Origin of the sequence: Mesorhizobium sp. 131-3-5 (assembly GCF_016756575.1) — a bacterium.
GTDB classification, from domain to species: Bacteria; Pseudomonadota; Alphaproteobacteria; order Rhizobiales; family Rhizobiaceae; genus Mesorhizobium; species Mesorhizobium jarvisii.
The window spans coordinates 4,886,317-4,911,781 of sequence record NZ_AP023254.1 but is presented as its reverse complement, the minus strand read 5'-3'; the positions used below and the strand labels follow the sequence as shown (position 1 = coordinate 4,911,781).

Genomic DNA, 25,465 nt, shown 5'->3' with positions numbered 1-25,465 from the left:
TCGAATCGGATGGCCGTCCGGTTCGAGGCTCAGTCGCTTCCATCGCACAAAGTCTCCTCCGTGCAGATACAAGGGGTGTTCCAGGGAACGCCAACGCCTCACTCCGCTGGAACCCCCCTCATCCGTCTCGGCGCTATCGCGCCGATCCACCTTCTCCCGCAGGGGGAGAAGGAAGAAAGGCACCCCAATCATTTGGAGTATCGTCACGATTGCTGCACTATATCAGTGCATAACGGGGAAAGGTGTTTGGGAGAGACGGGCGTTTGAAGGAATCCAGGATGCAGAAACCGGAACGGCAGCAGCGCCTGTTCGGCCTGTCGACGCCGCTGCGGTCGGCTGTCATTCCGCCGCTGTCGGCGGCCCGCTGGCTGCTGGTGCTGATCGTCGCCGCCGGCGTCTATTTCTTCCATGGTTTCCTGTTCCCGGTGCTGGCCGCGCTCGTCATCGCCTTCGCCAGCTGGCCGCTTTACCAGCGGCTGCTGACCGGCGTCGGTGGCAACCGCACCATCGCCGCCACTCTGGCCATCCTGTTCATCCTCGCCTTCCTGGTGATACCGATCGGGCTTGCCGGCACCTACGCCATCAACGAGGTGCGCGAGTGGGTCGGCTGGGCGATCGAGACCAATCGGCATGGTGCCGTGACGCCGCACTGGATCGCGACGATGCCTGTCATAGGCGACTGGCTGAACGAGCAATGGACCACCAATTTTGGTCATCCCGGCGGCATTGGTGAACTGATCCAGCTGATCAGCGGCGCAAACATAGGCAGCATCTATCGCGGCGCGCTCGCCGCAGGCGGCAGTGCCTTTGGGTTGCTTCTGACACTGCTGTTCATGATGATCGCCCTGTTCTTCGCCTATCGTGACGGCGAGCATTTTGCCGGTCAGGTCGATCGCCTGGGAGAACGCATCCTGCCGACGCGATGGGAGCGGATTTCGCGCGTCGTCCCGGCGACCATTTCCTCGACTGTGACCGGCATGACCGTCATCGCCATAGGCGAGGGGTTGGTGCTGGGCATCGCCTACTGGCTGGCCGGCGTGCCGTCGCCGGTGACGCTTGGCGCCCTGACCGGCGTCATGGCGCTCATCCCCGGCGGGGCGCCTTTGTCCTTCACCCTTGTCTCGATCTATCTCGCCGCCAGCGGCTCGCCCATGGCCGGTCTGGCGCTGTTCCTGTGGGGCGCGGTCGAACTGTTCATCGTCGACAAGACACTGCGCCCGAAGCTCGTCGGCGGGCCGATAAAGCTGCCCTTCCTGCCGACCTTTTTCGGTCTGATCGGCGGCGTCAAGACGATGGGGTTCCTCGGCCTGTTCATCGGCCCGGTGCTGATGGCGCTGCTGGTCGCCATCTGGCGCGAGTGGCTGCGAGAGGTGGAACTGGTCGACGAGTTGACCGCCGACTCGGCGGCCGAGATCGAAGGCGGGCCGCCGCAAATCGAAATCCTGCCGGAACCCGGCGTGGCGAAGAAGGCCAGCGCTTGATCCCGAAACGCAACTTGCGCTGGGCCCATCAATTACAGGTTAGACCGGATGGTGCACCGCAAGGTCACCCCGCTGCCTACGGCCGTCATGCAGTTGCCAGAGCGAATGGGCGACCAGCGTGACGATAAGGATCGCGCCACCGATCAGACTGTTGCGGGTCGGTGTCTCGGCAAAGATCATCCACACCCAGACCGGCGCCAGCACGGTTTCGAGCAGATAGAACATCGCCACTTCCGGCCCCGAAATGTATTTCGGCCCGGCGGCGAGGCAGAAGAACGAGATCGGCATGATGACGGCGCCGTTGAAGATGATCCACCAGGGCGCGTTCACGTGAAAGCCTTCGCCTGACACCATGAGGGCGGCGAGCGCCATCGGCAGAAGCACGCCGACGAGTGAGGTGAAGCCCATGTCCTTGCCGCTGGCGCGCGAGATGGTGATGGCGACCGCGATGAAGAAGGCCGAGCACAGCGCCATGAAATCACCGAACAGCTTGCCGGTGCCGACCGAGCCGCCGACGATGACCAGCACGCCCAGGATCATGATCAGCATCGCCGCGATGGTCACCAGCCGAGGTCTTTCCCGCAGGAATATCCAGGACAATAGCCCTGCGAATACAGTGTTGAAGGCCAGGATGAACACCAGGTCGGCGGTCGAGGTGTGATAGACGGCGGTGACGAAGCTGATCCCTGTCAGCCCATACAAGGTCGCCACGATCATGCCGGCCCAGCCGGGGATGAGCGGCGGGGCATTTCGGCTGAGTGCCCGCCAGACCGACCAGATGATCATCGCCGCGACGAATGTGGTGCTGGTGCGCAGCAGCATGATGGTCCATGCGCCGCCATCGGCGAGGCGGATCAGTGGTATGTCGACGGTCAGCGTCAGCCCGCCGATGGCGGTTATCAAGAGACCCTTCTGGTGATCGCGGTGCGGGGACATGCAGCAACTTTCGCAATGAGATGCAGGCCGAGGGCTGACCGTTGCAATGGCGCACTCTCCCCAGCCGACCGGCTGAAAGACCAGCATCCCTGCCTTGAAGTTGTTTAAGCGTGGATCGTGGAAAAACTCAGCGTGAAACCGCTTCGTTGGTGTAGCGTTCCCAGCCCTTGGGGCCGAGATGCTCCTGCGGCATGAAGCGCATCTTATAATTCATCTTGCGCGAGCCGTTGACCCAGTAGCCGAGGTAGACATGGGGCAGGCCCATCGCCCTGGCGCGGGCGATGTGATCGAGGATCATGAACGTGCCGAGCGAACGCTCCTCGAAATCGGGATTGAAGTAGGAATAGACCATCGATAGGCCGTCGGCCATTTTGTCGGTGAGCGCCACCGCGATGAGTTCACCCTGACCCTTGCCGGTGATGAAGGTGTCGGGCCCACGTCGCCGGTATTCGATCACCTTGGTGTCGACATGGGTATCCTCGACCATCATGGCATAGTCGAGCACCGTCATGTCGGACATGCCGCCGCGACGGTGGCGGGCATCGAGATAGCTGCGGAACAGCGAATATTGTTCGGTCGACGGCTCGGCATTGTGCATGGCGCCGACGAGGTCGGAATTGTGCTGCAGCACGCGCTTCATGTTGCGGCTGGCGGTGAATTCCTGGGCGAGGATGCGCACCGAAACGCAGGCGCGGCAGGTCTCGCAGGCCGGCCGGTAGGCGATGTTCTGCGAGCGCCGGAAGCCGCCTTGCGTCAAGAGGTCGTTCATCTCCGACGCCTTGTCGCCAACCAGATGCGTGAACACCTTGCGCTCGAACTGGCCGTCGAGATAGGGGCACGGCGACGGCGCTGTCAGGAAGAACTGCGGCGACTGGGTCGGATGCTGCGTCATTTAAGTCTTGGAAACACTCCTTCGAGTCGCTCTACCTTTGGCGCGGAAAGCGAAAAATTCAACAGGATTGTGAAGATGCGGGCATGCGAACGCCTTCACATTTGCGCCGACAAGGCGGAAGCGCTCCCGAAAACGCCTTCAGCGGCCGGTGCGGCTGACCACCGTGCCGAGCAAAAGGTCGTGCAGCGTGCGCTTGCGGTCGGAGAACAAGGTCACCAGCAGAACCAGCGGCGACAGGATGACGTTGCCCGCCCAGAACAGCACGGAATGGACGACCGCGGTCAGCCCGTCGATCGGCCGCCCGTCAAGACGATCGAGGCGGATACCCATCATCTTCATGCCGGTGGTCGCCTGGTCGGCGCTGCCCAGCGTGTTCCAGATGTAGAGAATGGCGACGGCCGGCACGAGGACGCCGAACAGCATCCAGCCGAGACCGAGGGTCAAAAGCCCGAGGAAGAACACCAGTATGGCAAAAGGAATGGTGAGCAGGGCGACGATGATGTAGTCGACCACGAAGGCCAGCATGCGCCTTGTGCGCACGCCTTCATAGGCCCTGACATCGTCAAGCCGGGTGTTGATGATTTCGCCGTCGAGAACGCGCGCGTTCATGTCATTTCCTCGTAACAGGGCCCGACATAGGGTGCGGGCCGCTCGTAAATGAAATGGTAAAGGCCTGTGTCGGAATCAAGGTCGGGGTTCTCGCCCGGGCGCAAGGCAAGAGCGACGCGAGACACAATCCGAATCGGTTGAATTTGCCGTGCGGATAGCATTAGCTTGCTGCGGCGCAACAAAAGCGCTCAAGGGCAGAGGGACGGGGCACTATGGACTATGACATGCTGGTCATCGGCAGCGGCCCCTCCGGCCGCCGCGCCGCGGTGCAGTCGGCCAAGCTCGGCAAATCGGTGCTGGTGGTCGACCGCGGCCGGCGTCTTGGCGGCGTCTCCGTGCACACCGGCACGATTCCCTCGAAGACGCTGCGCGAAACCGTGCTCAATCTCTCAGGCTGGCGCGAGCGCGGTTTTTATGGACGCGGCTATCGGGTCAAGCAGGACATTTCCGTCGGCGACCTCATCGAGCGCCTGCACAAGACGCTCGACCACGAGGTTGAGGTGCTACAGCACCAGTTCATGCGCAATACCGTCAAGAGCGCACGCGCCTCGGTAAAATTTCTCGGCCCCAACAAGGTCAGCCTGACATCGGACAATGGCGACTACAGCGAAGTCGGATTCGCCAATGCGCTGATCGCGGTCGGCACCAGGCCGCACCGGCCGCGCGATGTGCCTTTCGACAAGACCCGCATCTTCGACAGCGACGAGATGCTGGAACTCGACCACTTGCCGCGCACGCTGACGGTTATCGGAGGCGGTGTCATCGGCGTCGAATACGCCACGATCTTTTCCGCGCTCGACGTGCCGGTGACGCTGGTCGAGCCGCGCAATTCCATCCTCGATTTCGTCGACCGCGAGATCGTCGACGATTTCATCCACCAGATGCGCGATCGCGGCATGACGATAAGGCTTGGCAGCGCGGTGAAGGAAATCCGCTCCAAGCCCGAGGCGGCCGAGGTGGAACTGGCCGATGGCCGCACCATCCGCTCGGAGGTCGTGCTCTACGCTGCTGGCCGCACCGGCAATGTCGGCAGCCTGGGTCTCGACGTGGTCGGCATCGAGGCCGACTCCCGAGGCCGCATCAAGGTCGATCCGCAGACCTTCCAGACCAGCGTCCCCAACATCTACGCCGCTGGCGACGTCATCGGCTTTCCGAGCCTCGCCTCGACCTCGATGGAGCAGGGCCGGGTGGCCGCCTGCCACGCTTTCGGCGTGACCCTGCCGCCGCCGCCGGAAACGTTCCCCTATGGCATCTATGCGGTGCCGGAGATCTCGACCGTCGGTCAGTCCGAGGAACAGGTGCGTGAAAGTGGGGCCGCCTATGAGGTCGGCGTCGCGCGTTTCCGCGAGACCTCGCGCGGCCACATCATGGGCGTCAACACCGGCTTCCTCAAGCTGTTGTTCTCGATCGAAACACGCCGCCTGCTCGGCGCGCACATTGTCGGCGAGGGCGCCACCGAGCTCATCCATATCGGCCAGGCCGTCATCAATCTCGGCGGCACCGTCGACTTCTTCGTCAACAACACCTTCAACTATCCGACGCTGGCGGAAGCCTACAAGATCGCCGGGCTTGATGCCTGGAACAGGATGGGGCGGTAGGGCTCTGGCGCTCCTGACGATTGCCGGAGCGCGGGCACGGGTCGCGGCCTGTGATTGGGCCTACGCCACGGCAGCCGGCCCCACCATCCATTGCCTGACGATGGCGGCGTCCGGATCGCCGATTTCATGGCCCGAGGGAATGATCCGGGCGTCGATCTCGGCGCCGTGCCGGCTGAGCAGCGTCACCAGCGCCGGCGCGAAGGGCCCGTAGGTTTCGTCGGTGGCACCGGCGATGATCAGCGTCCTTGTTCCCGCCAGGTCCGTCGCGGGCACATGGTCGAGCACGGGCATAGGCCGCAACAGCGCCGCTCGGCGGACGATGCCTGGATGTAGCAGCATCAGGCTGGAAACCAGATTGGCGCCGTTCGAATAGCCGAGAAAAGTTGCGTGATCGAGATTAAGCCCATGGCGGCTGGTGGCCTCGCTCGCGAATGTCGCGAAAGCCGCCGTTTCGGCAAGGATGCTCTTCTGTTCGAAGCGCGTCGGGTCTATCCGCTCGAACCAGCGGAAACCGTCTTCCTGGGGGATGCGGCCTCGCGCCGCGACCAGCGTGGCGGTGGGCGCGATCCGTCTTGCCAGCGGCACCAAAGTGGTCTCGTCGACACCCGACCCATGCAGCAGGAACAGGCACTGACGGCTGTCTCTGCCAGCGCCCAGGAGGCGGTAGGCAAAGGCCATATCCGTGACCAGGGGGGCGTTTTCAATGCCGTCGCCGATCATCCCTCATCCTCTTGATTATATGAGGTTCCGCTCAATTTGCCGGCTTCAAAACGCAATATTTTCATGCTCCGCGAAAGTTGATTGAACCGGGCGCATTCCGGCCCGTTTATGCGCCGATATACTCCGCGTGGGAGGAATCGAAGCGGTGCGCCGGGGGTCGCATTGCTGGACATGAACAACCAGCTTTGAGGCCTTTTGTCGATGACTACCCCTGTTTTGTCGGATCGCAATTTGCGTATCCCTGAACGCGATACGCGTATCTCGGATCGCGATACGCGTATCGATGTGCTGCGCGCGCTGGCCCTGATCATCATTTTCATCGACCATGTGCCCGGCACGGCTTTCGAAACCCTGACCTACAAGAATTTCGGTTTCTCGGACGCGGCGGAGGCTTTCGTGCTGATTTCCGGCATCTCGGTCGCGCTTGCCTACGGCACGAAGTTCCGGCCGGGTGACCGGCTTCTGGCCACGTTGAAGATGTGGCGGCGCGCAGGCGTGCTCTACGTCGCCCACATCGTCACCACGATGGTGGTGATCGGTTTGTTCTGCGCCGTGGCGGTGTTCACCAGGCGCCCGGAGCTGCTGAAGCTGATCAACATCGAACCATTGATGAAAAACACGCCGGAAGTGCTGGTCGGCATCGTCACGCTCGGCCATCAGCTTGGCTACAACAACATCCTGCCGGTCTATGCCGCGCTGCTTTTGATGGCTCCGGCCTTCGTCCTGCTCATCAGCTACCGGCCTGCCGCGGCACTTGCCGCGTCCGGTGCGCTGTGGCTGATTGCCGGCATCTGGCAGATCGCTCCGCCCAACTATCCCGAACCCGGCTTCTGGTTCCTGAACCCGCTGTCCTGGCAGTTCCTGTTCAATATCGGCCTTGCCGCCATGCTGCATGTCAGGCGCGGCGGCGTCATTCCGGTCAACCGCTGGCTGGTCGGCGCGGCCGCGGCCTATGTGGCGACGGCGCTGGTCTGGGTGCACAGCCCACTTTGGGGGCAGATAACGTGGTTCAAGCTTCCCGTGGTGATCGGTGGCTTCGACAAGACCTTCCTGTCGCTGCCGCGGCTGTTGCATATACTGGCGGTCAGCTACCTCATCGTCGCCTTGCCGGCACTGTCGAACCTGTTCCGCACCAGCCACGACCATCCACTGGCGATACTGGGAAAACGCTCGCTGCCGGTCTTCATCGCCGGCACGGTGATCGCCATGGTCGCGCAGGTGATGAAACTGATCAATCCGGGCGGGCTTGCCTATGACACCCTGCTGCTTTCGGCCGGCATCGCCATGCAGTTCGCGCTCGCCTTCTATCTCGAATGGCTGTCGACCATCGGCGGCTCGGGCAAGGTCCGCACGTCGCGAAAAGATGTCACGCCGGTGCGTGCGTCTTTCGGCATCTCGGCGGTGGCGAGGGCCAATCGTTGAGTGGCGGGTGGTTCAGCCGCGTGGAGGAGCCGACGAGGCTCTCACGATCAGCTCGACCGGCAGTTGCCTGCGATTTGTCGTGCCGTCGTTTTCCAGGATCGCCTTGACGGCGAGACGGCCGATTTCGGCAATCGGTTGGGCGACGGTGGTCAATGGCGGCTCGGACACCGCAGCTTCCGGAACGCCATCGAACCCGACGATCGAAATATCGTCGGGGACCTTCAGTTTGCGCGCGCTCAGCCATTCGAGCGCCACCAAAGCCATCCTGTCCGACATTGCCAGGATCGCCGTGGGCGGTTCGGCGACGCCGAAGATCGCCTCGAGTGCCGCGATCGTGCTGGTCGCATCGTTGGCGGTCTCGTAGACGGGCACTTTGGATGTGTCGACGCCAACCCGCGACAGCTCCTGGAAATAGCCGGTGAGCCTGTCTCGCGTCCCCGCATAAACCGCGGTCTGCACCTGCTCGGGGGAAACGGGGCCTGTCCTGCCGTCGACAAACTGTAGCGCCAGCACGGCAAAGCGGCGGTGCCCGAGGCCGGTGAGATGGCGCGCCGCCATGGCCGCGCCGGCGACATTGTCGATGCCGATTGTCGCGACCGACCCATCCTCGGAAGCGAGGTCGAGCGCCACGAAAGGCAATTTGCGCTCGCGTGCCAACTGCACCAGGCGTGAACCGCCTTCGATACAAAAGACGATGAAGCCGTCGACCAGGGCGCTCTGGATGTTCCAGGCAAGCTGCTCGTTGTTGGCGGCCGAGACCAGCGAGATGCCGGCGCCTGTCGCGTCGCAAGCCTGCGAGATGCCCGCCATCATGACGCGTGCGAAGGGATCGTCGAAGAAGTAGGAGAGGGGTTCGGCCGTGGCGACGCCAATGGCGTTGACCTTGCCCGCACGCAACAGGCGGCCCTTGGGGTCCGGTCCGCCATAGCCCATCGCCTCGGCCGCCGCCTTGACCCGTTCGCGGACTTCCTCGCGCACGATCTCGGGGCGGCTGAAGACATTGGATGCGGTGCCGTGCGAAACACCGGCGGCCTTGGCGATGTCGGCCAGCCGGACGGGTCTTCGATTGCCTACGGTGAGTGACGCCATTGTGCGTGCCTCCTGACATGCATTTAGCACGTTCCCGATCTGCATCTAGCACTTTCGTTGGATCGATTCAAATTTTGCTTGACCGAAGATGCATGAAGACCTATGTTTGAATCGATCCAAGTCGCAGATTTGTGCTGCTGAATGTCAAGGGGAGGTGCGCCATGCATCCCGTGAATTATCTGTTCGAGGACATCTATCGCAACCACTGGAGCATCGGGCCGGGCGCCAACGGCTCCAGGCTCCGGGGCAGGGCCGGACCATGGATTCGCGACCTTCGATTCCTTGTGGAGCGCAAGCACAGCTGATCGGCGATTTTTTTGTTCGCCGATTGGATCGATTCAATTCCACGGAGAAAGACCATGCATCCCATCAAACATCTGTTCGAGGACATCTATCGCAACTACTGGGGCATCACGCCGGCCGCGGAGCGGCCGAAGATGCGGCGCCTGACGAAGCCGGCCGCGCGCAATCGCGATCTTTGGCTTCGTACCGAACGTCCCAGGGATTGATGCCTGCGTGGTTGGCCTAGGAACGCGGGCGTACAAGGGCGGAAATCGCTATCCCCAGCCAGCCGGCGATGAGCAGTGTGCCTCCGATCGGCGCCGACATCGGAAACAGTCTCGATCCGAGGAAATCGCGGGCGAGGAGATCGCCCGCGAAAAGCAGGAGCCCGACAAGCAGGACGAGGCTCGCGATGCGCAGGCAGCGATTCGCGCCGATGAGGCCGATAGCGACGAAGACCGGCGCGTGCATCAAGAGGAACGACGCGGCCGTGCCGGTGAAGGCGCCGCCGCGGTGCGCGGCCGCCGCCGAGAGCGCCACGCCCGCCGCGCCGACGAGACCGCCGGTAAGCACAAGGAGACGGCTGGCGGTTGGTTCGGCGGAATTCATGTTGGCCAGCTCCCTCTAACGCTCTCAGGACTCACTTGCTTCCAGCGCCATACGCCGTGTGCGCCGCGACTGGACAATCCAGTTGTAGACGGCGCCGCCGGCCATCAGTGCCGATGTCCCGAGGAACACCGCCCGCATGCCGAAATGACCGCCGACGAAGCCGCCGGTCAATGGTCCCGCAACCTGCCCGACATACTGCGCCGAGATCGCCAGGCCAAGCACATTGCCGCCGACGCCGTCTGGGATGTTGTGTCGGATGACGCTGGTGATGCAAGGCAGCAAGCCGCCGAGCGCCAGACCCATCAGGAAGCGCAACCCGATCAGTTGCCAGCCATCGGTGACGAAGGCTTGCGGAATGAGCAGCAGGGCTGAGACGGCCAGCGCTCCGACGACGACGTTCCAGTGGCCGACGCGGTCAGCGAGCTTGCCGAGCCAGGACGCCGACAGGATGGTGCCCAGCGCCGCCGCCGACATCACCACGCCGGCGACCATCGTCACCCGGCTCGGATCCTCGATGAGCTGCTGCACATAGACGGTGATGATCGGCTCGATCGACATGTTGGCGAAGGCCAGCAGCATGCCGGTTATCAGCATGGCCACGACCGGGCGCTTGTCCGGAATCCGTGACCAGCCGCTTTTCGACCTGGCTGCCGATCCCGCCTTTACCGGCTTCAGGCGCGGTGTCTCCTTGATGAGGAAGGTCGTTGCCAGGAAGGCAAGGAAGATGACGCCTCCGGACAGAAGGAAGGTGGCGCGAATACCGATCACTGGCGGCAGCGTACCGCCAAGCAGGGGGCCGACCAGCGAGCCCGCCGTTATTCCTGCCGACAGCACGCCCAGCGCCCAGCCGGAACGGTCCTTGGGCGTCTGCATGGCCACCAGTATGGTCGACCCCGAGGAATAGCCGCCGGCAAAGCCGATCAGCAGGCGCAGCAGCACCAATTGCCAGACCGTCTCGACCATGCCGGTCAGCGACATGCAGATCGCCATGCCGAAGCTGGCGCGCACCAGCATCACCTTGCGGCCATAGCGATCGCCCAGCCGCCCCCACAATGGCGCGACCAAGGCCGCGGCGAAGAAGGTGGCGCCATAGGCGACGCCGGACCATTGCACGATGGCGGCATGAGCCTGCGCGCCGAGCTGTTCCACATAAAGCGGCAGGAAGGGCAACAGCAGGGTCATGGCGATGAGCGTGCTGAACGAGCCAGCGAAACAGACGGCGAGATTGCGCCGCCAGTGGATGTTGTAACCGCTTTGCGTGTCTTCCTGTGTCATGTCCTGCCTGCTCGATATCAGCGCTTGTTGCGGATACCATTTTGGGATACCAAACTGGTATCCGTCATGAACTCCAACCCAGCTGCTGTCAATGCGGCTTCGGAACAAGGAAGCGCTATGTCGCAGATGCAGAATGTCGAACGGCAGTTGCGCGAGATGATCCTGGGGCTCGAGATCGGTCCAGGCGAGAAATTGACCGAGCGTTGGATCGAAGGCCGCTTCGGCGCCTCGCGCACGCCCGTTAGGGCAGCACTTCTGCGGCTGGAGACCGAGGGGCTGGTGGGCAGGGATGGCCGCGGCTGGACGGTATCGCCCATCAACCTTGCCGAGCTCGAGCAGATCGCGGTCTATCGCGAAGCAGTCGAGGTCGCGGCTGTCCGACTGACATGCATGCATGCCGAAAGCAGCGCCATCGACGTCATCGAGGGGATGCTCGATTCCTGCGACGACAATACGCCGCGCGAGGAGTGGCATCGTGTCGGCATGGATTTTCACATCGAGCTGGCGCGCCTGTCGGGCAACGAATTTCTGTTCAGGGCCGTGCGCGATGCCATGACGCGCCTGTCGCGCGCTCGCTGGCTGGAAGTGCGTGACGAAGCGGCCCTTGGTCGCGCCTGGGCCGAACACCGAGCCATTCTGGCCGCGGCACGCCTTGGCGATGCCGATCAGGCAGCCCGCCTGCTTTCTGCCCACATCGTCGGCAGCCGCGACCGGCTTGTGACGTCGCTCGCCAACGACCGACGCGGCCTTCGCGCCAGGGGATTTGCCGTCGTGGCTGCTTAGCACCGCTATAGGGCAGGGCGCTCGCCGGCAAAAACAGGCGACGCCTCACGCCAAGCCCACTTTCGGCCTCGCTTCACGGACGCCGATGGCGTAAGAGCGGCGATGGAAAACAACCGATTTGAAACACCCGTGACCGTCAAGTCCGTCACGGCGGGAAGCACTCAGCTCTTGCGAACGGCCCGCGAGGCATCCGAATACCTCCTCAACAGCTGGCCCGGCAAGCGCAGTCCCAAGCATCGCGCGGCGCTGCAGGCCTGCCACGATGCGCTGGCCGGCGACAAGCCGGCCATGAACGCGCGGCGTGCCTTTATCGCCGCGGCGCGCGAAGTGGACGTTTTTGTCAGCGACAAGGCTCCTGCCTGACGCAGAGCCATTGGCTGGATTGAGGCAAGGCCCGCATATGCGGGCCTTTTGCCGTCATTCCGCCGTTTCGTTTTCGATCTCTGCCTCGGGCTTGGAACGTTCGCGCGCGGCAACCTTGGCCGCCAGCTTTTCTGCCTTCTTCGCCGCCTTCTGCCGGTCGCGTTCCTTGCGTTCCTGATCGTAGTTTGGTGCTCGCGCCATATCGGCTCCTTTTGACCTGCCTTGCGGCTCTGATCCTGCCTAGGAGCATTAGCCGTCAAACACAACAGCTGAAACGACAGTGCGCGTGCACGGCCCCGGAGATCCGTGGGGGCTTGCCAGATCGGCGCCATAATGATGTAGGAAACGCGGGGCGCCAGCGTATTTGAGAGCTGCCCGTTTGTTTTGACCAAGTGAATCATGGCCACAATTGCGCGGACGTCGGCACGGGTTTTCTACTATGCGCGAAACGTCGTGCGCGATGTCATTCCACAAGCCCTGTTCCGCCGCAGGCTGGCTGCTCGCCTCGAACAGGCCATGCTTTCCGACGAGGCGGCGCGGCGGCGGCTGAATGACTACAACAAGCTGCAGGATGGTTTCGCGCCAAGCGCCAATGCGGTGCGCATCAGCAAACTGCCCTTCACGCCTACCATGTACTATTACGACCTGAAGGAATTCGCCCGCTATTTCGATCCCGGATTCCTCATCGACGTCGAATTCGGCGACGTCAGGGACGTACCGAAGGTGCCGACGATCGTCAAGGATCGGCCGATCCGTGATGACGACCAGAACGCGGTCATCATGAAGCTCGACAAGTTCCGCCACTTCCAGATGCCGGCTGACGCCATCTCGTTCGCCGACAAGTTGCCTATGGTGGTCTGGCGTGGTGATCTCAACAATCCGATCAGGACACGGTTTCTGCAAGCGGTGCGCGACCTGCCATTCTGCGATGCCGGCTCGCACAAGCCGAACGCACCGGCCGAATACGCCAAGCCCTTTCTCAGCATCAGCCAGCACCAGCGCTACCGCTACATCGTCTCGCTGGAGGGCAATGACGTGGCGACCAACCTCAAATGGATCTTGAACTCGAAGTCGCTTTGCCTGATGCCGCCACCGACATACGAGACATGGTTTGCGGAGCGGCAGCTCGAGGCCAATGTCCACTATGTGCCGCTCGATCCGGATTTTGCCGATCTCAGCGAAAAGGTGCGCTATTTCGAACGGCATCCGGCGCAGGCCGAGCGCATCATCGCCGCAGCCAACGCCTATTGCCGGAAATTCTCCAATGAGCGGGACGAGCAGGCGATCTCCCTGCTCGTGCTCTACAAATATTTCGTGCTCAGCGGCCAGATCGAACCCGATCCCGAACTGTGGCGCTTCATCCAGGGCTAGCGCCTCCGCCTGGTGGTCAGATCACGCTACGGTCGAGAACCATGTCGGCGGGGCCGAAGCGATCCTTTGCCGTCAGTTGCTGGTGCCAATAGGGGTAGAGCACGGGCGGCCGGCTGACCGCGTCGAGGCGCTGGCGTTCCTCAGGGCTGAGCGCCAGGCTTGCGGCAGCGAGATTGTCCTTGAGCTGGGCATCGTTGCGGGCGCCGATCACCAGCGAGGAGACGGCGGGGCGGCCGAGCAGCCAGGCCAGCGCCACCTGAGCGGCCGATACGCCGCGAGCCTTGCCGATCTCGACCAGCACATCGACGATCCGCCAGAGCCGGTCCTCGTCGCGGATCGGCGGCTCGGACCAGCCAGCGAGTTGCCGTGCGGTCGGGCTGTCGCGGTGGTATTTGCCGGACAGCAGGCCGCCGGCGAGCGGGCTCCAGACCAGCGCGCCCAGTCCCTGGTCGACCGAGATCGGCAGCAGTTCATATTCCGCCTCTCGCGCCTCCAGCGTGTAGTGGATTTGCTGGGTGACGAAGCGCTGCTGGTGGCGGCTGTCGCTGATCGAGAGCGCCTTCATCACCTGCCAGCCGGACCAGTTGGAGCAGCCGATATAGCGCACCTTGCCCTGGTTGACCAAAGTGTCGAGCGCCGCGACCGTTTCCTCGACCGGGGTAAGCCCGTCCCACTGGTGGACGAAATAGATGTCGATGACGTCGGTCCTCAGCCGCTTCAGGCTCTTCTCGCATTCGCGGATCAGATGGTGGCGCGACAGGCCTTCGTCGTTCGGTCCGCTGCCGATCCGCATGCGCGCCTTGGAGGCGATGAGCACGTCGTTCCTGCGCTTGCCGCCGAGCGCTTCGCCGATGATCTCCTCCGACAGGCCGTTCGAATAGACATTGGCGGTGTCGATGAGGTTGATGCCGGCGTCGATGCACATGTCGATCATGCGCCTGGCTTCGGCAAGATCGCTGTTGCCGACCGCGGCGAAGGACCCGGTGCCGCCGAAGGTCATGGTACCCAAAGTCAGTGTCGAAACCTTCAGGCCGGAACGGCCAAGGGTGCGGTATTCCATGTCAGCCCTCGCGATTGCGTTGAATTGGGGCGGGGCCAAGGGGCAGCCCAGAATGCGAGCCGGGATTTGTAGGACAATTCGGCCGACTTGTCGCCATGCCATGGTGATGGATCGATTGGACATGGTAGACACCCCGGCTGTCGCTATCGCGCCCGGGCTGCAATAAAACCGTCACTGCCGGTCTATATTGAAGTCGGCTCAGGTGTTCCCTTTCCAGGCCGCCAGCCAGCAATTTGGGCGCCGTACGGGAACCGACGGGGCTTGCAAGCGGAGCAGTGCAAATGACTGAGCTAAGACAGAATTCTCCCGCCAAGGACTGGCTCGAAGCCGAGCTCGCCGACACGCTCGACGAAGACTATGAGCTCGAAATGTCGGAGCCGGCGCTGTCGATGGAGATCGCCAAGATCTACAAGAACGCGCATCCGCCTTCGATCGACCGCATGCAATATTTTCGCGACCTGATCACGCTGCAGTCCGAATTGATCAAGCTGCAGTCCTGGGTCGCCTACCACAAGAAGAAGCTGGTGGTGATTTTCGAGGGCCGCGACTCCGCCGGCAAGGGCGGCGTCATCAAGCGCATAACACAGCGGCTCAACCCGCGCATCTGCCGCGTCGTTGCGCTGCCGGCGCCGACCGAACGCGAGAAGTCGCAATGGTACTTCCAGCGCTATGTTCCGCATCTGCCGGCAGGCGGCGAGATCGTGCTGTTCGACCGCTCCTGGTACAACCGCTCCGGAGTCGAGCGGGTGATGGGCTTTGCCGATGCGGGTCAGGTCGAGGAATTTTTCCGCGACGTCCCCGAGTTCGAGCGGATGCTGGTGCGCTCGGGCATCACAGTGGTCAAATATTGGTTCTCGATCACCGACGAGGAGCAGCAGATGCGCTTCCTGATGCGCATCCATGACCCGATGAAGCAGTGGAAACTGTCGCCGATGGATCTGCAATCGCGCGTGCGCTGGGAGCAGTACACCAAGGCCAAGGAAGAGACCTTCGCCCGCACCAATATTCCCGAGGCGCCCTGGTTCATCGTCGAGGGCAATGACAAGAAGCGGGCGCGGCTGAACTGCATCGATCATCTGCTCAAGCAGATGCCGTATGAAGAGGTCCCGCACGAGGAGATCACGCTGCCGGAACGCGTCTTCAATCCCGAATACGAGCGCCAGACGCTGCCGCGCGAGCTTTACGTGCCGGAGAAGTATTGAGCGCCTTTTCATTCTCCCCGTGTCACGGGGAGGTGAGGAGTGGTCTGCGCAGCAGACGAAAAGCCAACTGCTTGGCTTTTCGAACAACGAACGCCGAAGGGCCGCGCTGGCGTTGATGAATTTATTGCCATCGGACGCTCTAACCTCCAAACGTCGGCGCCGCCACTCATTGCCCTGCCGGGCATTTCTCCCCGTGGAACGGGGAGAAAGTGGCTAACCCCGCTTGATCACCACATGCGTGGCAAGCGCCGTCGCCACCTGCTCGGTGCATTGATAGCCGAGCTTCAACATATCCAGGCCGGCGAAGAGGTGCTCGCCCTTGCCAAGCAGCACCGGCGAGATTGCCAGATGCATCTCGTCGATCAAGCTCTCCTGCAGATATTGCCGGATGGTGGCGACGCCGCCACCGATCCGCACATCCTTGCCGCCAGCCGCCGCCTTCGCCTGCTCGAGCGCCGAATGGATGCCGTCGGTCACAAAATAAAAGGTCGTCCCGCCTTCCATCGTGATGGGTGCCCGCGCGTGGTGCGTCAGCACGAAAGTCGGCACGTGGTAGGGAGGGTTGTCGCCCCACCAGCCTTTCCAGTTGTCGTCAGGCCATTCGCCGCGGATCGGCCCGAACATGTTGCGGCCGAGAATCCAAGCGCCGACATTTTCGAAACTGCGCTCCGCGAACCCATCGTTTACATCGGCGGTGCCGCCATCTTTTCCGAGCACCATCTTGCGGAAGGTGCGGGTGTCGACAAACCACTTGTGCAAGGATTCCCCGCCGATGCCGAGCGGATTTTGCAGATCTTGATCGGGACCGGCGCCATAGCCGTCGAGCGATAGGGTGAATGCGTTGACACGCAGCTTGGACATGAAAGCCTCCTCGATAACCAGTTGTATTTTGCAATCGGTTGTTGTTTAGCAAACCGGTTGCGAATTGCAAGCGCTATTTTCTAAGGCGAAAAGACACATACCCGGATCTCGCCGCCAAGCGGTGTCCCTATTGTTTCGTGATGATCGGTTCGGATGACAACCGGCCGCTGGGACGGCCGCCGATCGCCCAACCATGAAATGGATCAGAAGCATCCTCTGGAGGCGTCCGCCATACCTTCGGGCGAGGTGCGGCTGCCGGCCGCCTCCGGCCGTGCGGCTATCATAGCCGCGGCTGCCGGTTTTTGTCTGCTGGAATTCGAAAGAACCGCCGACCGGTCGAAAGACTGGTGACGTCTACTGAAAGGCTTTGCCGGGGAGGCCGGTCTACCCCTTCAGCATTTCGGCCACTTCGGGCGCGAAATAGGTCAGGATGCCGTCACAGCCGGCGCGCTTGAAGGCGAGCAGCGATTCCAGCATCGCCTTCTCGCCGTCGATCCAGCCATTGGCGCCCGCCGCCTTGATCATCGAATATTCGCCCGACACCTGGTAGGCGAAGGTCGGCATCTGGAACTCGTCCTTCAGCCGGCGGATGATGTCGAGATAGGGCAGGCCGGGCTTGACCATCAGCATGTCGGCGCCCTCGGCAATGTCCTGTTCGGCCTCGCGCACCGCCTCGTCCGAATTGGCGTGGTCGATATAATAGGTCTTCTTGTCGCCCTTGAGCAGGCCGGCGGTGCCGACCGCCTCGCGATAGGGGCCGTAGAAGGCCGAGGCGAACTTCGTCGCATAGGACATGATCGCGACGTCCTGAAAGCCGTTGGCATCGAGCGCGTCGCGGATGGCGCCGATGCGGCCGTCCATCATGTCGGATGGCGCGATGATGTCGGCGCCGGCCGCTGCCTGGATGACGGCCGCCGCCGCGACCTGTTCGACCGTTTCGTCGTTGACGATGATGCCGTCGCGCAGGATGCCGTCATGGCCGTGGCTAGTGAACGGGTCGAGCGCGGCGTCGGTGATGATGCCGATCCCGGGCACCGCGTCCTTGATCGCACGGGTGGCGCGGTTGATGATGTTTTCCGGATCGAGAATGTGCGAGCCGGTCTGGTCGCGCAGGGCCAGTTCGACATTGGGGAAGGTGGCGAGTGCCGGAATGCCGAGCTTGGCCGCGCGTTCGGCCTCCTTGACGGCAAGATCGACCGACAGGCGGAAGACACCCGGCATGGCGGCGATCGGCTCGCGTACGTTCCTGCCCTCGACAACGAAGATCGGCCAGATCAGGTCGTCGACCGAAAGCCGGTTCTCCTGTACCAGGCGGCGCGACCAGTCGGCCTTGCGCATGCGGCGCAGACGGCGGCTGCCGGTCACGTCGTCGACGCTGCGCGCGCCGGCTGGCTTTGTCGGGGTGAATTTGTTCATGGCCAATACTCCGGATCAGCGGGTTTTACCACGAGCCCTTGCCGCTGACCAATGCGACACGATTGTGCCAGGCCGAAGTCGCCAATCTCCGCCTTGTAGGCCGATGCTCGGCAAAGCAGAGATGGGCGCGTCCCGCCATATCTATCCGGTCAGGGCTGGCCATTACCCGAAAGAATCTGCGCAGCGCCTCCGATTGCCACGCGGAACGCCTCGTCGAAGCTGACGCCACGCACCTGCCAGCGATAGGTCTTGCCGTGATCGGCGAGGCGCCAATCGGCGATCCAGCCGAGATCCTTGTCGCTCCAGACGATGCTGCCGGCGAGCGCTTGCGCGCCACGGGCCTGTTTGGCCAGCAGATCCAGCCTTGCCATGTCGTCGGTGCGCAGCCCTTTTTCGTCCAGCTCGGCCAGCTGTACCGCCTTCGGAAATACGACATGCATCAACAGCGGATCGGTGGCATTGACGAAAGACTCGCGCATCGTCTTGCCACGCTCTTCCTCGGCGCTGAGCGCGAAATGCCTCGCGCCCTGTTCGACGGTGAGAAAGACGGCGAGCGTTGGCCGCTCGCCAAGCCAGGGCTTGCTGCCGAGCTGTGCGAGCAGCTTGTCGACCGTGGTGGGCTTGTAGAGACAGGTCAGATCATGCGGCCGGTCATGCGTGCCTTGCTCGTCATGGATCGGAATGCCCTCCAGCCGGTCGTGGTAGCGGAAGGCGTCGACAAAATCGCCGGCCTTGTCGCGCAGAGCCGCCATTTCGGGTTTCTCCAGCAGGCGTTGATCGCCTGAAACCCTGACCAGGACCCGGTCCAGGCAATCCTTGAAGCCTATCCGGCGGTTCACCTCGCCCTGGCCGGTGACGATGGTCCGAGACTGGTAGAGATCGTCGGTCGTGATGGCGAATGCAGCACGCGGTGCAAAGCCGGTTGTCACAAGTACGACCGTCAAAAGCACGGCACGAAGAAATCCGGGCATGGCCAACTGTTCTCCGACGCCGTCTGCGCGCGATATCGGCGCGTCGCTTGCAACGGCGGCGATCTTCGTAGCATCGGCCGGCGCCAGTCGCCAAGACCACGGTGCACAGGCTGCTGCCATTGACGCACCCATGCGGCGCCTTTAGCACTTCAGTCCCGCAGGCGCGGGGGAGGGATTCTCTGGCGATGGATTTTGATGGAGGCGACGAAATTCGCTTCGAGCGCTCGGGCAGGGCCGGTGTCGTCACGCTGACGCGGCCGCAGGCGCTCAATGCCGTCACCCATCGCATGGTCAGGGCGCTGGGCAAGGCCCTGCATGCCTGGGAGTGCGACGATGGCGTGGACGTCGTCCTGGTCAAGGCCGAGGGCAGGGCGTTTTCGGCCGGAGGCGACATCCTGCACATTTATGAAGCCGGCCGGGCTGGAAAGCCGCCGGTCGAGTTCTTCGCCGACGAGTATAGGCTCAACGCCCACATCAACAGCTTCAAGAAACCCTATGTGGCGCTCATCGACGGCATCGTCATGGGCGGCGGCGTCGGCATTTCCTTTCACGGCTCGCACCGGGTGATGACCGAGAATGCCCAGTTCGCCATGCCGGAGGTCGGCATCGGCTTTTTCCCGGATGTCGGCGCCAGTCATTTGCTGCCCGACCTTGGTGGCTCCTTCGGCATGTACCTGGCCCTGACCGGCAACCGCATCCGCTATGGCGATGCGCTGTGGTCGGGGCTGGCCACCCACACCATCAAGGCCGAGGACCAGGCCAGCTTTCTTGATCGGCTGGTGCTGACCGGCGATCCGGAATCGGTGCTGCGCGGTTTCTTCGTCCCGGCAAAGCGGGAGACCGACAGGGCGGCGCTGGAAGCGATCTCTCGCCATTTCGCTCAGCCGTCGCTGCAGGATGTCATCGACAGTCTTGACCGCGCGGCGGGCACCGACGAATTCGCGGCAAAGACGCTGGCGACGATGCGCACGCGCTCGCCCACCAGCCTTCGCGTCGCCTGGCGGCAGATCAGCGCCGGGCAGACCTTGTCGATGGACGAGTGCATGAAGATGGAGTTCCGCATCCTCAACCGCATGGTTGCAGGCCACGATTTCTACGAAGGCATCCGCGCCGCCATCATCGACAAGGGGTCGAAGCCGCAATGGCGGCCGGCAACGCTCGACGCGGTCGGCGAGGCGGATGTCGAGGCCTATTTCGCCCCGCTCGGCGAACGGGAACTCCTGCTATGAGCGAGGTGACGTCGAGACGCGTCGTGCTGCAGCCCTCGACGGTCGAGGTGATCTTCGCCTGGTTCCAGCGCGTCATCGCCGGCTACTGCCTGCTGTTCGGCATCCTGTACTGGATCAAGCTGATCGGCTTCTATCCCGGCCCGCTGTGGCGCTTCGACCTGATGCCGGTGCATTGGCAGGTGGCGGCGGTGATGCTCGCCGTTTTTTTCCCCTTTGCCGCGGCGGGGTTGTGGATGCTGGCCTCGTGGGGCCCGGTGATCTGGTTCATCTGCGCGGTCACCGAGACCGTCATGTATGCCGGTTTTCCCGAGCTTTTTGGCCATCGGCCGCTGATCGTCGTCTCGCATGCGGCGGTGGCGCTGCTCTACATCGTCTTTCGCGTCGTCATCTGGCTGCAGAAACGCCCCGTCCGGCACTAAGCCATTGAGGCCGTTGACGACTTGGCAAACGACCGGATTGAGCCCTGCGATAAGTGCCTAAGCCTTTAGGTTAATTATCCTTACTCGGGTGACCGTTCGTTAAGCCTCTTCCGAAACCTCTTACCGGTAAGCTCTTGTTAGCCCTAGCGTTTAAGTCGAATTTTATGAGTATTCGATAGTGTCGCGATCAAGGTGAAAAACAAAAAATCACCAGGGCGACAAACGAGAGGCAAAGACAATGATCAATTCGCGTCCGGCGGCGAAGACCGCCAACGTTTCCGACGATCGCCGCGAGGCTATCCGTTCGCTGTACATGGAATCGCTGCAGCTGGTCGAGCGGCTGCACCGCCGTCTGCTTGATGTCATCAAGGACGAATTCGACCGCAATGGCCGTTCCGACATCAATGCCATCCAGGCGCTGCTGCTCTTCAACATCGGCAATTCCGAGCTGACCGCCGGCGAACTGCGCTCGCGCGGCTACTATCTCGGCTCGAACGTCTCCTACAATCTGAAGAAGCTGGTCGATCTCGGCTTCATCAACCACCAGCGCTCGCGCATCGACCGCCGTTCGGTCCGCGTTTCGCTGACCCCGAAGGGCAATGAGGTGGCCGACGTCGTCGCCGGTCTCTACGAGCGCCATGTCGGCTCGATCGAGCAGGTCGGCGGCATCAACACCGACGAGTTCAAGCAGATGAACCGCGCCTTGCAGCGGCTCGACCGCTTCTGGAACGACACCATCGCCTACCGGATGTAAGCCATCCACGAACGGCAGCCGTGCCGCAGAAGCACGGCCCGAACAGCGACCTTCAGTCAGGGGCCGGTGCCGAAAGCACCGGCCCTTTTTCTGATCACGGACAGCCGGCCAGCAGTTGGCGTGGCCGTCGCTTGACCGATGCAGCACTTGGAGCCGTGAGCGGCGAGTTCCGCCGCGCACTTTGCTTTCGCCTCCACAATGCTAGTGTCGCCGTACAAGGGGGCATGATGGGTCGGAGCAGCTGCTGCAAAATCTGTTCGGTTGCCGCGGTGCTCTTGGCGGCATCGGCGATGGCTTTCGCGCAGGAATGGTGGAAAGATTCCTTCGCCATCGAAGGCAGCAGCCCGTGCGAGAACAATGATTCCAGGGTAACCTTCACCGACAAATCGGCGGACATGTGGGAAGTTGGGTGCACCCTCGACAGGGTCCAGAAGCTCAGGGGCCTGGACGCCGTCATCCTGGACATGACCTGCTCGGATGATGAGCAGAGTGTCGAGAAGCGACGCGCGCTGTTGCTCAAGCTCGATGACAACAAGATATTGCGGTATCCCGAGTACCAGGTGCTGCAACGGTGTTCGGAACTGGAAGCCAAGACCAACCCAGGGCCCTAGCCGTCTGCGCGGATGAAACGTCGCGGTTCCTGCGCTTGGCGCCCCGGCCCTGACGATGCCCGACAGGGCGGCTTCGATACCGAAAAACCACGCCCCTTTCATTTCGCCATGCCGGGCGGCGCAAATTGCGGGCCAAGGCCACGTTGCCGCCATATTCCAATGGGACCGAGGATGCCGGTGAAGCTGCGGTCAAGGCCATGTGTTCACCTGGAACCGGACGGTGCGTCACGCGTTTGTGGCCGAACCGATGCGGACATGGTTGGCTAATTGTTAAGATTGCCAACTTTAGAGTGCGGGCAAAATCGCCCCTGATCGAATGCTACAAGAATGTCTGGAACGTCCATGAGAACCAGCCGCCGCTTTTTCCTTTCCGGAGCCTCGTTGCTCGCCGCCACCATGGTGGCCGGCCGCGCGAGCGCGCAGGACGTGATCGGGGATATCCTGAAATCCTCGGCCCGCGGCAATTGGGACGACCAGTTCGATGCCCGCGCCAGCGAAGGCGGCAAGGTGGCCTCGACACTGCCGATCTTCAGCACGCAGACCGTTGCGTTTACCGAGCAGGCGGTCGCGCAGTATCAGAACATTGTCGGGCAGGGCGGCTGGGTAGAGGTTCCCGCGACCAAGAAACTGGAACTCGGCGTCGATGACCCGGATGTCGTCCCGCTGCGCAAGCGGCTTATCGTCTCTGGCGACCTGTCGCAGAGCGCCGGCATTTCGACGGCCTTCGATTCCTATGTCGACTCGGCCGTCAAGCGCTTCCAACTGCGCCATGGCTTGCCGGCTGACGGTTCCATGGGCAAATACACCTATGCGGCGATGAATGTTTCGGCGCAGGTCCGGCTTGGCCAGCTGCAGACCAATTTGCAGCGGCTGAAGGAGAAGGCCGGCACGCTCGGCAGCCGCTATGTGCTGGTCGACATTCCGGCCGCACAGATCGAAGCCGTCGAGAATGACCGTGTCGTGCTCCGCCACACCGCTATCGTCGGCAAGATCGATCGCCAGACGCCGATCGTCAATTCCAAGATCAACGAGATCATCGTCAACCCATACTGGAACGCGCCGGTCTCGATCGTGCGCAAGGACATCATTCCGCTGATGCGGAAGGATCCCAACTATCTGAAGAACAGCCATATCCGCCTGTTCGCGCCGGATGGCAGCGAAGTCGATCCGATGAATGTCGACTGGTCGACGGATGATGCGGCCAAGTACCGGTTCCGCCAGGATCCCGGTTCGGAAAACGCCATGGCGTCGGTCAAGATCAACTTCCCGAGCCCGGACGGCGTCTACATGCACGACACGCCGCAGCAGAGCCTGTTCGGCAAGATGATGCGCTTCGATTCCTCGGGCTGCGTGCGCGTCCAGAACGTGCGCGATCTCGTCACCTGGATCCTGCGCGACACGCCCGGCTGGGACCGTCAGCATTTCGAGGCGGCGATCAAGACCGGCCAGAACACGCCGATCCAGGTCACCAACCCGGTGCCGGTGCACTTCCTCTATCTCTCGGCCTGGTCGACCGGACCCGGCGTCGTCCAGTTCCGCGACGACGTCTACGCTTTGGACGGCGCCAGCGAACTGCAGATTACCTCTTCGCTCTAAAAGACTGATAATTCTGACGAAAGGCCGCCCGAATGGGCGGCCTTTCGTTTGTGGATCGTTAGATCAGTTGCTGGTTGACCAGCCGCGCCACCGCCTTTGTGATGCCGGCCATACGGTCTGCTGCCCCATCGGTCACTGCCGTCCCGGCGCTGTCTGGACGCGAGACCGGCGATTGCGCATGGTTCGTTAAACAGCCGGAATCGCGCCATGCAAGCCGCCATCTTCGTCCTCGTCGTGTTGGTCTTCGTCGCCGTTTCAGGCGCGCTGGTGCGCCTGGTGCGGGTGCCGCTGCCGGTCCTGCAGATCGCCATAGGTGCTGCCCTTGCCTGGCCGGTGCGCGGCATCCATGTCGAGATCGATCCGGAACTGTTCCTACTGGTGTTCATTCCGCCGCTGCTCTTCAGCGATGCTTTCGGCGCGCCCAAGCGCGAGCTGATGGCACTGCGCGGGCCGATACTCGACCTTGCCATCGGCCTCGTCTTCTTCACCATTGTCGGTTTCGGCTATGCCTTGCACTGGCTCGTGCCGAGCATTCCGCTGGTCGTTGCCTTCGCGCTCGCGGCCGTGCTGTCGCCGACCGATGCGGTGGCCGTCTCCTCGATCGTCGACAGGAACGTCGTCCCGGCGCGGCTGATGCACATTCTGGAAGGCGAGTCCCTGCTCAACGATGCGTCGGGCCTGGTCATGTTCCGCTTTGCCGTCGCGGCGGCATTGACCGGCAGTTTTTCCTTTGCCGCCGCTTCGCTGAGTTTTGTCTACGCCGTGGCGGTCGGTATCCTCGCCGGCGTGGCGGCCTTGTTCGTCGCCGCCAAGGCGCTGCAACTGTTGAACCGCATAGGCGGCGTGCCGGCCGAGGCGCAGGTGCTGATCACCATTCTGCTGCCCTTCGTCGCCTATCTCGGCGCCGAGCATTTCGGGGCCTCGGGCATCCTGGCCGCGGTGACCGCCGGTCTCTTGACCGGGAGCACCGGGATATTCCGCTTTCTCGGCGTCTCGGCGCGCATGCAGACGATCTCGCTCTGGACGACGTTTTCCTTCGTCTTCAACGGCGCGCTGTTCATCGTGCTTGGCCTGCAGCTTCCCGAAATCATTCGCAAGGTGCCGCCCGAACTGTCCAGCCGCCATTGGCTTCTGGAGCCGGTCCTGACGGTTCTGCTGCTGACCCTTTGCCTGATCGCGCTCCGCTTCGTCTGGATCTGGATTGGCGACATCACAGCGGGTTATGCGGCGCGGCTCGGCAAGCGGCAGGCCGAACCGTTCGGCCTGCGGGTGCGGCTCGCCGGATCGGTTGCGGGCGTGCGCGGCGCCATCACGCTGGCCGGCATATTGTCGCTGCCGCTGGCCCTCCAGGACGGTTCGCCATTCCCCGCGCGCGACCTGGTCATCTTCCTCGCCGCCGGCGTCATCATCTGTTCCTTGGTCATCGCCAGCCTGGCGTTGCCGGTGATCGCGCGCGGCCTGGTCGAGCCCGGCGAAGACGCCGGCGCCGCCGAGGAACGCATGGCGCGTGTCGGCGCGGCGAAGGCGGCGATCGCCCACCTCGAAAGCATCGCGCAGACCGATGAAGAGGAGGGCGATGTGCCAGGCCTCAAGCTCGCTGCCGCCAACGGCATTGTCGCTGCCTACCGGCGCCGCATCGCGGCGTCCGACGAGGCCGATGAGGCGCGCGCCGAGGTGCGCGAGGCGGGAAGGCTGGAGATCGATCTGAGGCTCGCCGGCATCGCCGCCGAGCGTGACGCCTTGCGCGCCATGCTTCGCCGGGGCGAGATCAACGACCACACAGCGCGGGCGCTGTTCACCGAGATCACCCTGACAGAAGCCCTTTTGAACGGCAGGCAGACACGGAAATAGCACCGGCGGTGCTCAGCGGCCGCGGATTTGCAGTCTCTGCCGCAAACCGGCCAGCAAATTTCGCG

27 protein-coding genes are annotated in these 25,465 nt (G+C 62.9%); 15 read left to right on the top strand and 12 right to left on the bottom strand.

Features of this window, described 5'->3' with window-relative positions:
- The first annotated feature begins 278 nt into the window (after window positions 1–278).
- The gene (locus JG747_RS24165) at window positions 279–1,481 is read left to right on the top strand and encodes an AI-2E family transporter (protein WP_167470449.1); all 1,203 of its coding nucleotides are present in this window, start codon (window positions 279–281) and stop codon (window positions 1,479–1,481) included.
- Between the two features lie 39 nt (window positions 1,482–1,520).
- Here the strand turns inward: JG747_RS24165 and JG747_RS24160 are convergent, their stop codons facing one another.
- From JG747_RS24160 to JG747_RS24150, 3 genes are all read right to left on the bottom strand, one after another.
- The gene (locus JG747_RS24160; protein ID WP_019857586.1) at window positions 1,521–2,417 is read right to left on the bottom strand and encodes a DMT family transporter; all 897 of its coding nucleotides are present in this window, start codon (window positions 2,415–2,417) and stop codon (window positions 1,521–1,523) included.
- Between the two features lie 127 nt (window positions 2,418–2,544).
- Window positions 2,545–3,309, bottom strand: a complete 765-nt coding sequence (locus tag JG747_RS24155; protein ID WP_019857587.1) for an arginyltransferase — start codon at window positions 3,307–3,309, stop codon at window positions 2,545–2,547.
- 138 nt (window positions 3,310–3,447) lie between these two features.
- Window positions 3,448–3,918, bottom strand: a complete 471-nt coding sequence (locus JG747_RS24150) for an RDD family protein (RefSeq protein ID WP_019857588.1) — start codon at window positions 3,916–3,918, stop codon at window positions 3,448–3,450.
- Between the two features lie 212 nt (window positions 3,919–4,130).
- Between JG747_RS24150 and sthA the strand changes: the two genes are divergently transcribed.
- A complete protein-coding gene (gene sthA / locus JG747_RS24145; protein ID WP_027046731.1) occupies window positions 4,131–5,516 on the top strand; it encodes a Si-specific NAD(P)(+) transhydrogenase in 1,386 nt (461 codons plus the stop codon).
- Window positions 5,517–5,576: 60 nt separating this feature from the next.
- Here sthA and JG747_RS24140 read toward each other — a convergent pair whose 3' ends face one another.
- Window positions 5,577–6,236, bottom strand: a complete 660-nt coding sequence (locus JG747_RS24140; protein WP_202360202.1) for an alpha/beta hydrolase — start codon at window positions 6,234–6,236, stop codon at window positions 5,577–5,579.
- Between the two features lie 201 nt (window positions 6,237–6,437).
- On the opposite strand from JG747_RS24140, the gene JG747_RS24135 reads away from it, so the two are divergent.
- Window positions 6,438–7,658 (top strand): OpgC family protein, encoded by a 1,221-nt coding sequence (locus tag JG747_RS24135; RefSeq protein ID WP_202360201.1) that lies wholly within the window; start codon window positions 6,438–6,440, stop codon window positions 7,656–7,658.
- A 12-nt stretch (window positions 7,659–7,670) separates the two neighbouring features.
- Here JG747_RS24135 and JG747_RS24130 read toward each other — a convergent pair whose 3' ends face one another.
- A complete protein-coding gene (locus tag JG747_RS24130; RefSeq protein WP_064982515.1) occupies window positions 7,671–8,747 on the bottom strand; it encodes a LacI family DNA-binding transcriptional regulator in 1,077 nt (358 codons plus the stop codon).
- A 161-nt stretch (window positions 8,748–8,908) separates the two neighbouring features.
- On the opposite strand from JG747_RS24130, the gene JG747_RS24125 reads away from it, so the two are divergent.
- Both JG747_RS24125 and JG747_RS24120 read left to right on the top strand, forming a co-directional pair.
- A complete protein-coding gene (locus JG747_RS24125; protein ID WP_202360200.1) occupies window positions 8,909–9,052 on the top strand; it encodes a hypothetical protein in 144 nt (47 codons plus the stop codon).
- Window positions 9,053–9,106: 54 nt separating this feature from the next.
- Entirely contained in the window at window positions 9,107–9,256 is a 150-nt protein-coding gene (locus JG747_RS24120; protein ID WP_202360199.1) for a hypothetical protein, read from the top strand.
- 16 nt (window positions 9,257–9,272) lie between these two features.
- Here the strand turns inward: JG747_RS24120 and JG747_RS24115 are convergent, their stop codons facing one another.
- Window positions 9,273–9,638 (bottom strand): DUF423 domain-containing protein, encoded by a 366-nt coding sequence (locus JG747_RS24115; protein WP_202360198.1) that lies wholly within the window; start codon window positions 9,636–9,638, stop codon window positions 9,273–9,275.
- A gap of 24 nt (window positions 9,639–9,662) precedes the next feature.
- Window positions 9,663–10,913: a multidrug efflux MFS transporter gene (locus JG747_RS24110; RefSeq protein ID WP_202360197.1), complete on the bottom strand. Its 1,251-nt coding sequence runs from the start codon at window positions 10,911–10,913 to the stop codon at window positions 9,663–9,665.
- A gap of 117 nt (window positions 10,914–11,030) precedes the next feature.
- Here JG747_RS24110 and JG747_RS24105 point away from each other — a divergent pair, with 117 nt between their 5' ends.
- Together JG747_RS24105 and JG747_RS24100 are read left to right on the top strand one after the other, a co-directional pair.
- Complete coding sequence (locus tag JG747_RS24105) at window positions 11,031–11,696, top strand: GntR family transcriptional regulator (protein ID WP_038646236.1); 666 nt, start codon at window positions 11,031–11,033, stop codon at window positions 11,694–11,696.
- A 102-nt stretch (window positions 11,697–11,798) separates the two neighbouring features.
- Window positions 11,799–12,059, top strand: coding sequence for a DUF982 domain-containing protein (locus JG747_RS24100; protein WP_010915577.1), 261 nt, complete (start codon window positions 11,799–11,801; stop codon window positions 12,057–12,059).
- 54 nt (window positions 12,060–12,113) lie between these two features.
- Here JG747_RS24100 and JG747_RS24095 read toward each other — a convergent pair whose 3' ends face one another.
- Window positions 12,114–12,260, bottom strand: a complete 147-nt coding sequence (locus JG747_RS24095; RefSeq protein WP_019857598.1) for a hypothetical protein — start codon at window positions 12,258–12,260, stop codon at window positions 12,114–12,116.
- A gap of 198 nt (window positions 12,261–12,458) precedes the next feature.
- Between JG747_RS24095 and JG747_RS24090 the strand changes: the two genes are divergently transcribed.
- Window positions 12,459–13,430: a glycosyl transferase family 90 gene (locus JG747_RS24090; protein WP_202360196.1), complete on the top strand. Its 972-nt coding sequence runs from the start codon at window positions 12,459–12,461 to the stop codon at window positions 13,428–13,430.
- Window positions 13,431–13,446: 16 nt separating this feature from the next.
- Here JG747_RS24090 and JG747_RS24085 read toward each other — a convergent pair whose 3' ends face one another.
- Complete coding sequence (locus tag JG747_RS24085; RefSeq protein WP_202360195.1) at window positions 13,447–14,490, bottom strand: aldo/keto reductase; 1,044 nt, start codon at window positions 14,488–14,490, stop codon at window positions 13,447–13,449.
- A gap of 281 nt (window positions 14,491–14,771) precedes the next feature.
- On the opposite strand from JG747_RS24085, the gene ppk2 reads away from it, so the two are divergent.
- Window positions 14,772–15,692, top strand: coding sequence for a polyphosphate kinase 2 (ppk2, locus tag JG747_RS24080; RefSeq protein ID WP_044550210.1), 921 nt, complete (start codon window positions 14,772–14,774; stop codon window positions 15,690–15,692).
- 213 nt (window positions 15,693–15,905) lie between these two features.
- Here the strand turns inward: ppk2 and JG747_RS24075 are convergent, their stop codons facing one another.
- From JG747_RS24075 to JG747_RS24065, 3 genes are all read right to left on the bottom strand, one after another.
- A complete protein-coding gene (locus JG747_RS24075; RefSeq protein ID WP_064982525.1) occupies window positions 15,906–16,553 on the bottom strand; it encodes a dihydrofolate reductase family protein in 648 nt (215 codons plus the stop codon).
- Between the two features lie 384 nt (window positions 16,554–16,937).
- Window positions 16,938–17,969 (bottom strand): porphobilinogen synthase, encoded by a 1,032-nt coding sequence (gene hemB, locus JG747_RS24070; protein ID WP_019857603.1) that lies wholly within the window; start codon window positions 17,967–17,969, stop codon window positions 16,938–16,940.
- A 149-nt stretch (window positions 17,970–18,118) separates the two neighbouring features.
- Window positions 18,119–18,940 carry a DUF2066 domain-containing protein gene (locus tag JG747_RS24065; protein WP_202360194.1) on the bottom strand — a complete coding sequence of 274 codons (822 nt, stop codon included), beginning with the start codon at window positions 18,938–18,940 and terminating at the stop codon, window positions 18,119–18,121.
- 185 nt (window positions 18,941–19,125) lie between these two features.
- Here JG747_RS24065 and JG747_RS24060 point away from each other — a divergent pair, with 185 nt between their 5' ends.
- The 6 genes from JG747_RS24060 to JG747_RS24035 all read left to right on the top strand — a co-directional run bounded on the left by JG747_RS24060 (window position 19,126) and on the right by JG747_RS24035 (window position 25,400).
- A complete protein-coding gene (locus tag JG747_RS24060) occupies window positions 19,126–20,169 on the top strand; it encodes an enoyl-CoA hydratase/isomerase family protein (RefSeq protein WP_202360193.1) in 1,044 nt (347 codons plus the stop codon).
- Window positions 20,166–20,588, top strand: coding sequence for a DUF6163 family protein (locus tag JG747_RS24055; RefSeq protein ID WP_019857605.1), 423 nt, complete (start codon window positions 20,166–20,168; stop codon window positions 20,586–20,588). Before JG747_RS24060 ends, JG747_RS24055 begins: the two co-directional genes overlap by 4 nt.
- A 238-nt stretch (window positions 20,589–20,826) precedes the next feature.
- Window positions 20,827–21,342, top strand: coding sequence for a transcriptional regulator LdtR (ldtR, locus tag JG747_RS24050; protein WP_013896002.1), 516 nt, complete (start codon window positions 20,827–20,829; stop codon window positions 21,340–21,342).
- Window positions 21,343–21,473: 131 nt separating this feature from the next.
- A complete protein-coding gene (locus JG747_RS24045) occupies window positions 21,474–21,953 on the top strand; it encodes a hypothetical protein (protein WP_244748208.1) in 480 nt (159 codons plus the stop codon).
- A gap of 342 nt (window positions 21,954–22,295) precedes the next feature.
- Window positions 22,296–23,549, top strand: coding sequence for a L,D-transpeptidase family protein (locus tag JG747_RS24040; protein ID WP_027046735.1), 1,254 nt, complete (start codon window positions 22,296–22,298; stop codon window positions 23,547–23,549).
- A 207-nt stretch (window positions 23,550–23,756) separates the two neighbouring features.
- On the top strand, window positions 23,757–25,400 hold the full coding sequence (locus JG747_RS24035; RefSeq protein WP_027046736.1) for a Na+/H+ antiporter: 1,644 nt from the start codon (window positions 23,757–23,759) through the stop codon (window positions 25,398–25,400).
- Window positions 25,401–25,465 lie beyond the last annotated feature (65 nt).

Coding starts and splice junctions, on each gene's coding strand:
- JG747_RS24165 (WP_167470449.1), top strand. CDS start 279: ATGCAGAAACCGGAACGGCAGCAGCGCCTGTTCGGCCTGTCGACGCCG.
- JG747_RS24160 (WP_019857586.1), bottom strand. CDS start 2,417: ATGTCCCCGCACCGCGATCACCAGAAGGGTCTCTTGATAACCGCCATC.
- JG747_RS24155 (WP_019857587.1), bottom strand. CDS start 3,309: ATGACGCAGCATCCGACCCAGTCGCCGCAGTTCTTCCTGACAGCGCCG.
- JG747_RS24150 (WP_019857588.1), bottom strand. CDS start 3,918: ATGAACGCGCGCGTTCTCGACGGCGAAATCATCAACACCCGGCTTGAC.
- sthA (WP_027046731.1), top strand. CDS start 4,131: ATGGACTATGACATGCTGGTCATCGGCAGCGGCCCCTCCGGCCGCCGC.
- JG747_RS24140 (WP_202360202.1), bottom strand. CDS start 6,236: ATGATCGGCGACGGCATTGAAAACGCCCCCCTGGTCACGGATATGGCC.
- JG747_RS24135 (WP_202360201.1), top strand. CDS start 6,438: ATGACTACCCCTGTTTTGTCGGATCGCAATTTGCGTATCCCTGAACGC.
- JG747_RS24130 (WP_064982515.1), bottom strand. CDS start 8,747: ATGGCGTCACTCACCGTAGGCAATCGAAGACCCGTCCGGCTGGCCGAC.
- JG747_RS24125 (WP_202360200.1), top strand. CDS start 8,909: ATGCATCCCGTGAATTATCTGTTCGAGGACATCTATCGCAACCACTGG.
- JG747_RS24120 (WP_202360199.1), top strand. CDS start 9,107: ATGCATCCCATCAAACATCTGTTCGAGGACATCTATCGCAACTACTGG.
- JG747_RS24115 (WP_202360198.1), bottom strand. CDS start 9,638: ATGAATTCCGCCGAACCAACCGCCAGCCGTCTCCTTGTGCTTACCGGC.
- JG747_RS24110 (WP_202360197.1), bottom strand. CDS start 10,913: ATGACACAGGAAGACACGCAAAGCGGTTACAACATCCACTGGCGGCGC.
- JG747_RS24105 (WP_038646236.1), top strand. CDS start 11,031: ATGTCGCAGATGCAGAATGTCGAACGGCAGTTGCGCGAGATGATCCTG.
- JG747_RS24100 (WP_010915577.1), top strand. CDS start 11,799: ATGGAAAACAACCGATTTGAAACACCCGTGACCGTCAAGTCCGTCACG.
- JG747_RS24095 (WP_019857598.1), bottom strand. CDS start 12,260: ATGGCGCGAGCACCAAACTACGATCAGGAACGCAAGGAACGCGACCGG.
- JG747_RS24090 (WP_202360196.1), top strand. CDS start 12,459: ATGGCCACAATTGCGCGGACGTCGGCACGGGTTTTCTACTATGCGCGA.
- JG747_RS24085 (WP_202360195.1), bottom strand. CDS start 14,490: ATGGAATACCGCACCCTTGGCCGTTCCGGCCTGAAGGTTTCGACACTG.
- ppk2 (WP_044550210.1), top strand. CDS start 14,772: ATGACTGAGCTAAGACAGAATTCTCCCGCCAAGGACTGGCTCGAAGCC.
- JG747_RS24075 (WP_064982525.1), bottom strand. CDS start 16,553: ATGTCCAAGCTGCGTGTCAACGCATTCACCCTATCGCTCGACGGCTAT.
- hemB (WP_019857603.1), bottom strand. CDS start 17,969: ATGAACAAATTCACCCCGACAAAGCCAGCCGGCGCGCGCAGCGTCGAC.
- JG747_RS24065 (WP_202360194.1), bottom strand. CDS start 18,940: ATGCCCGGATTTCTTCGTGCCGTGCTTTTGACGGTCGTACTTGTGACA.
- JG747_RS24060 (WP_202360193.1), top strand. CDS start 19,126: ATGGATTTTGATGGAGGCGACGAAATTCGCTTCGAGCGCTCGGGCAGG.
- JG747_RS24055 (WP_019857605.1), top strand. CDS start 20,166: ATGAGCGAGGTGACGTCGAGACGCGTCGTGCTGCAGCCCTCGACGGTC.
- ldtR (WP_013896002.1), top strand. CDS start 20,827: ATGATCAATTCGCGTCCGGCGGCGAAGACCGCCAACGTTTCCGACGAT.
- JG747_RS24040 (WP_027046735.1), top strand. CDS start 22,296: ATGAGAACCAGCCGCCGCTTTTTCCTTTCCGGAGCCTCGTTGCTCGCC.
- JG747_RS24035 (WP_027046736.1), top strand. CDS start 23,757: ATGCAAGCCGCCATCTTCGTCCTCGTCGTGTTGGTCTTCGTCGCCGTT.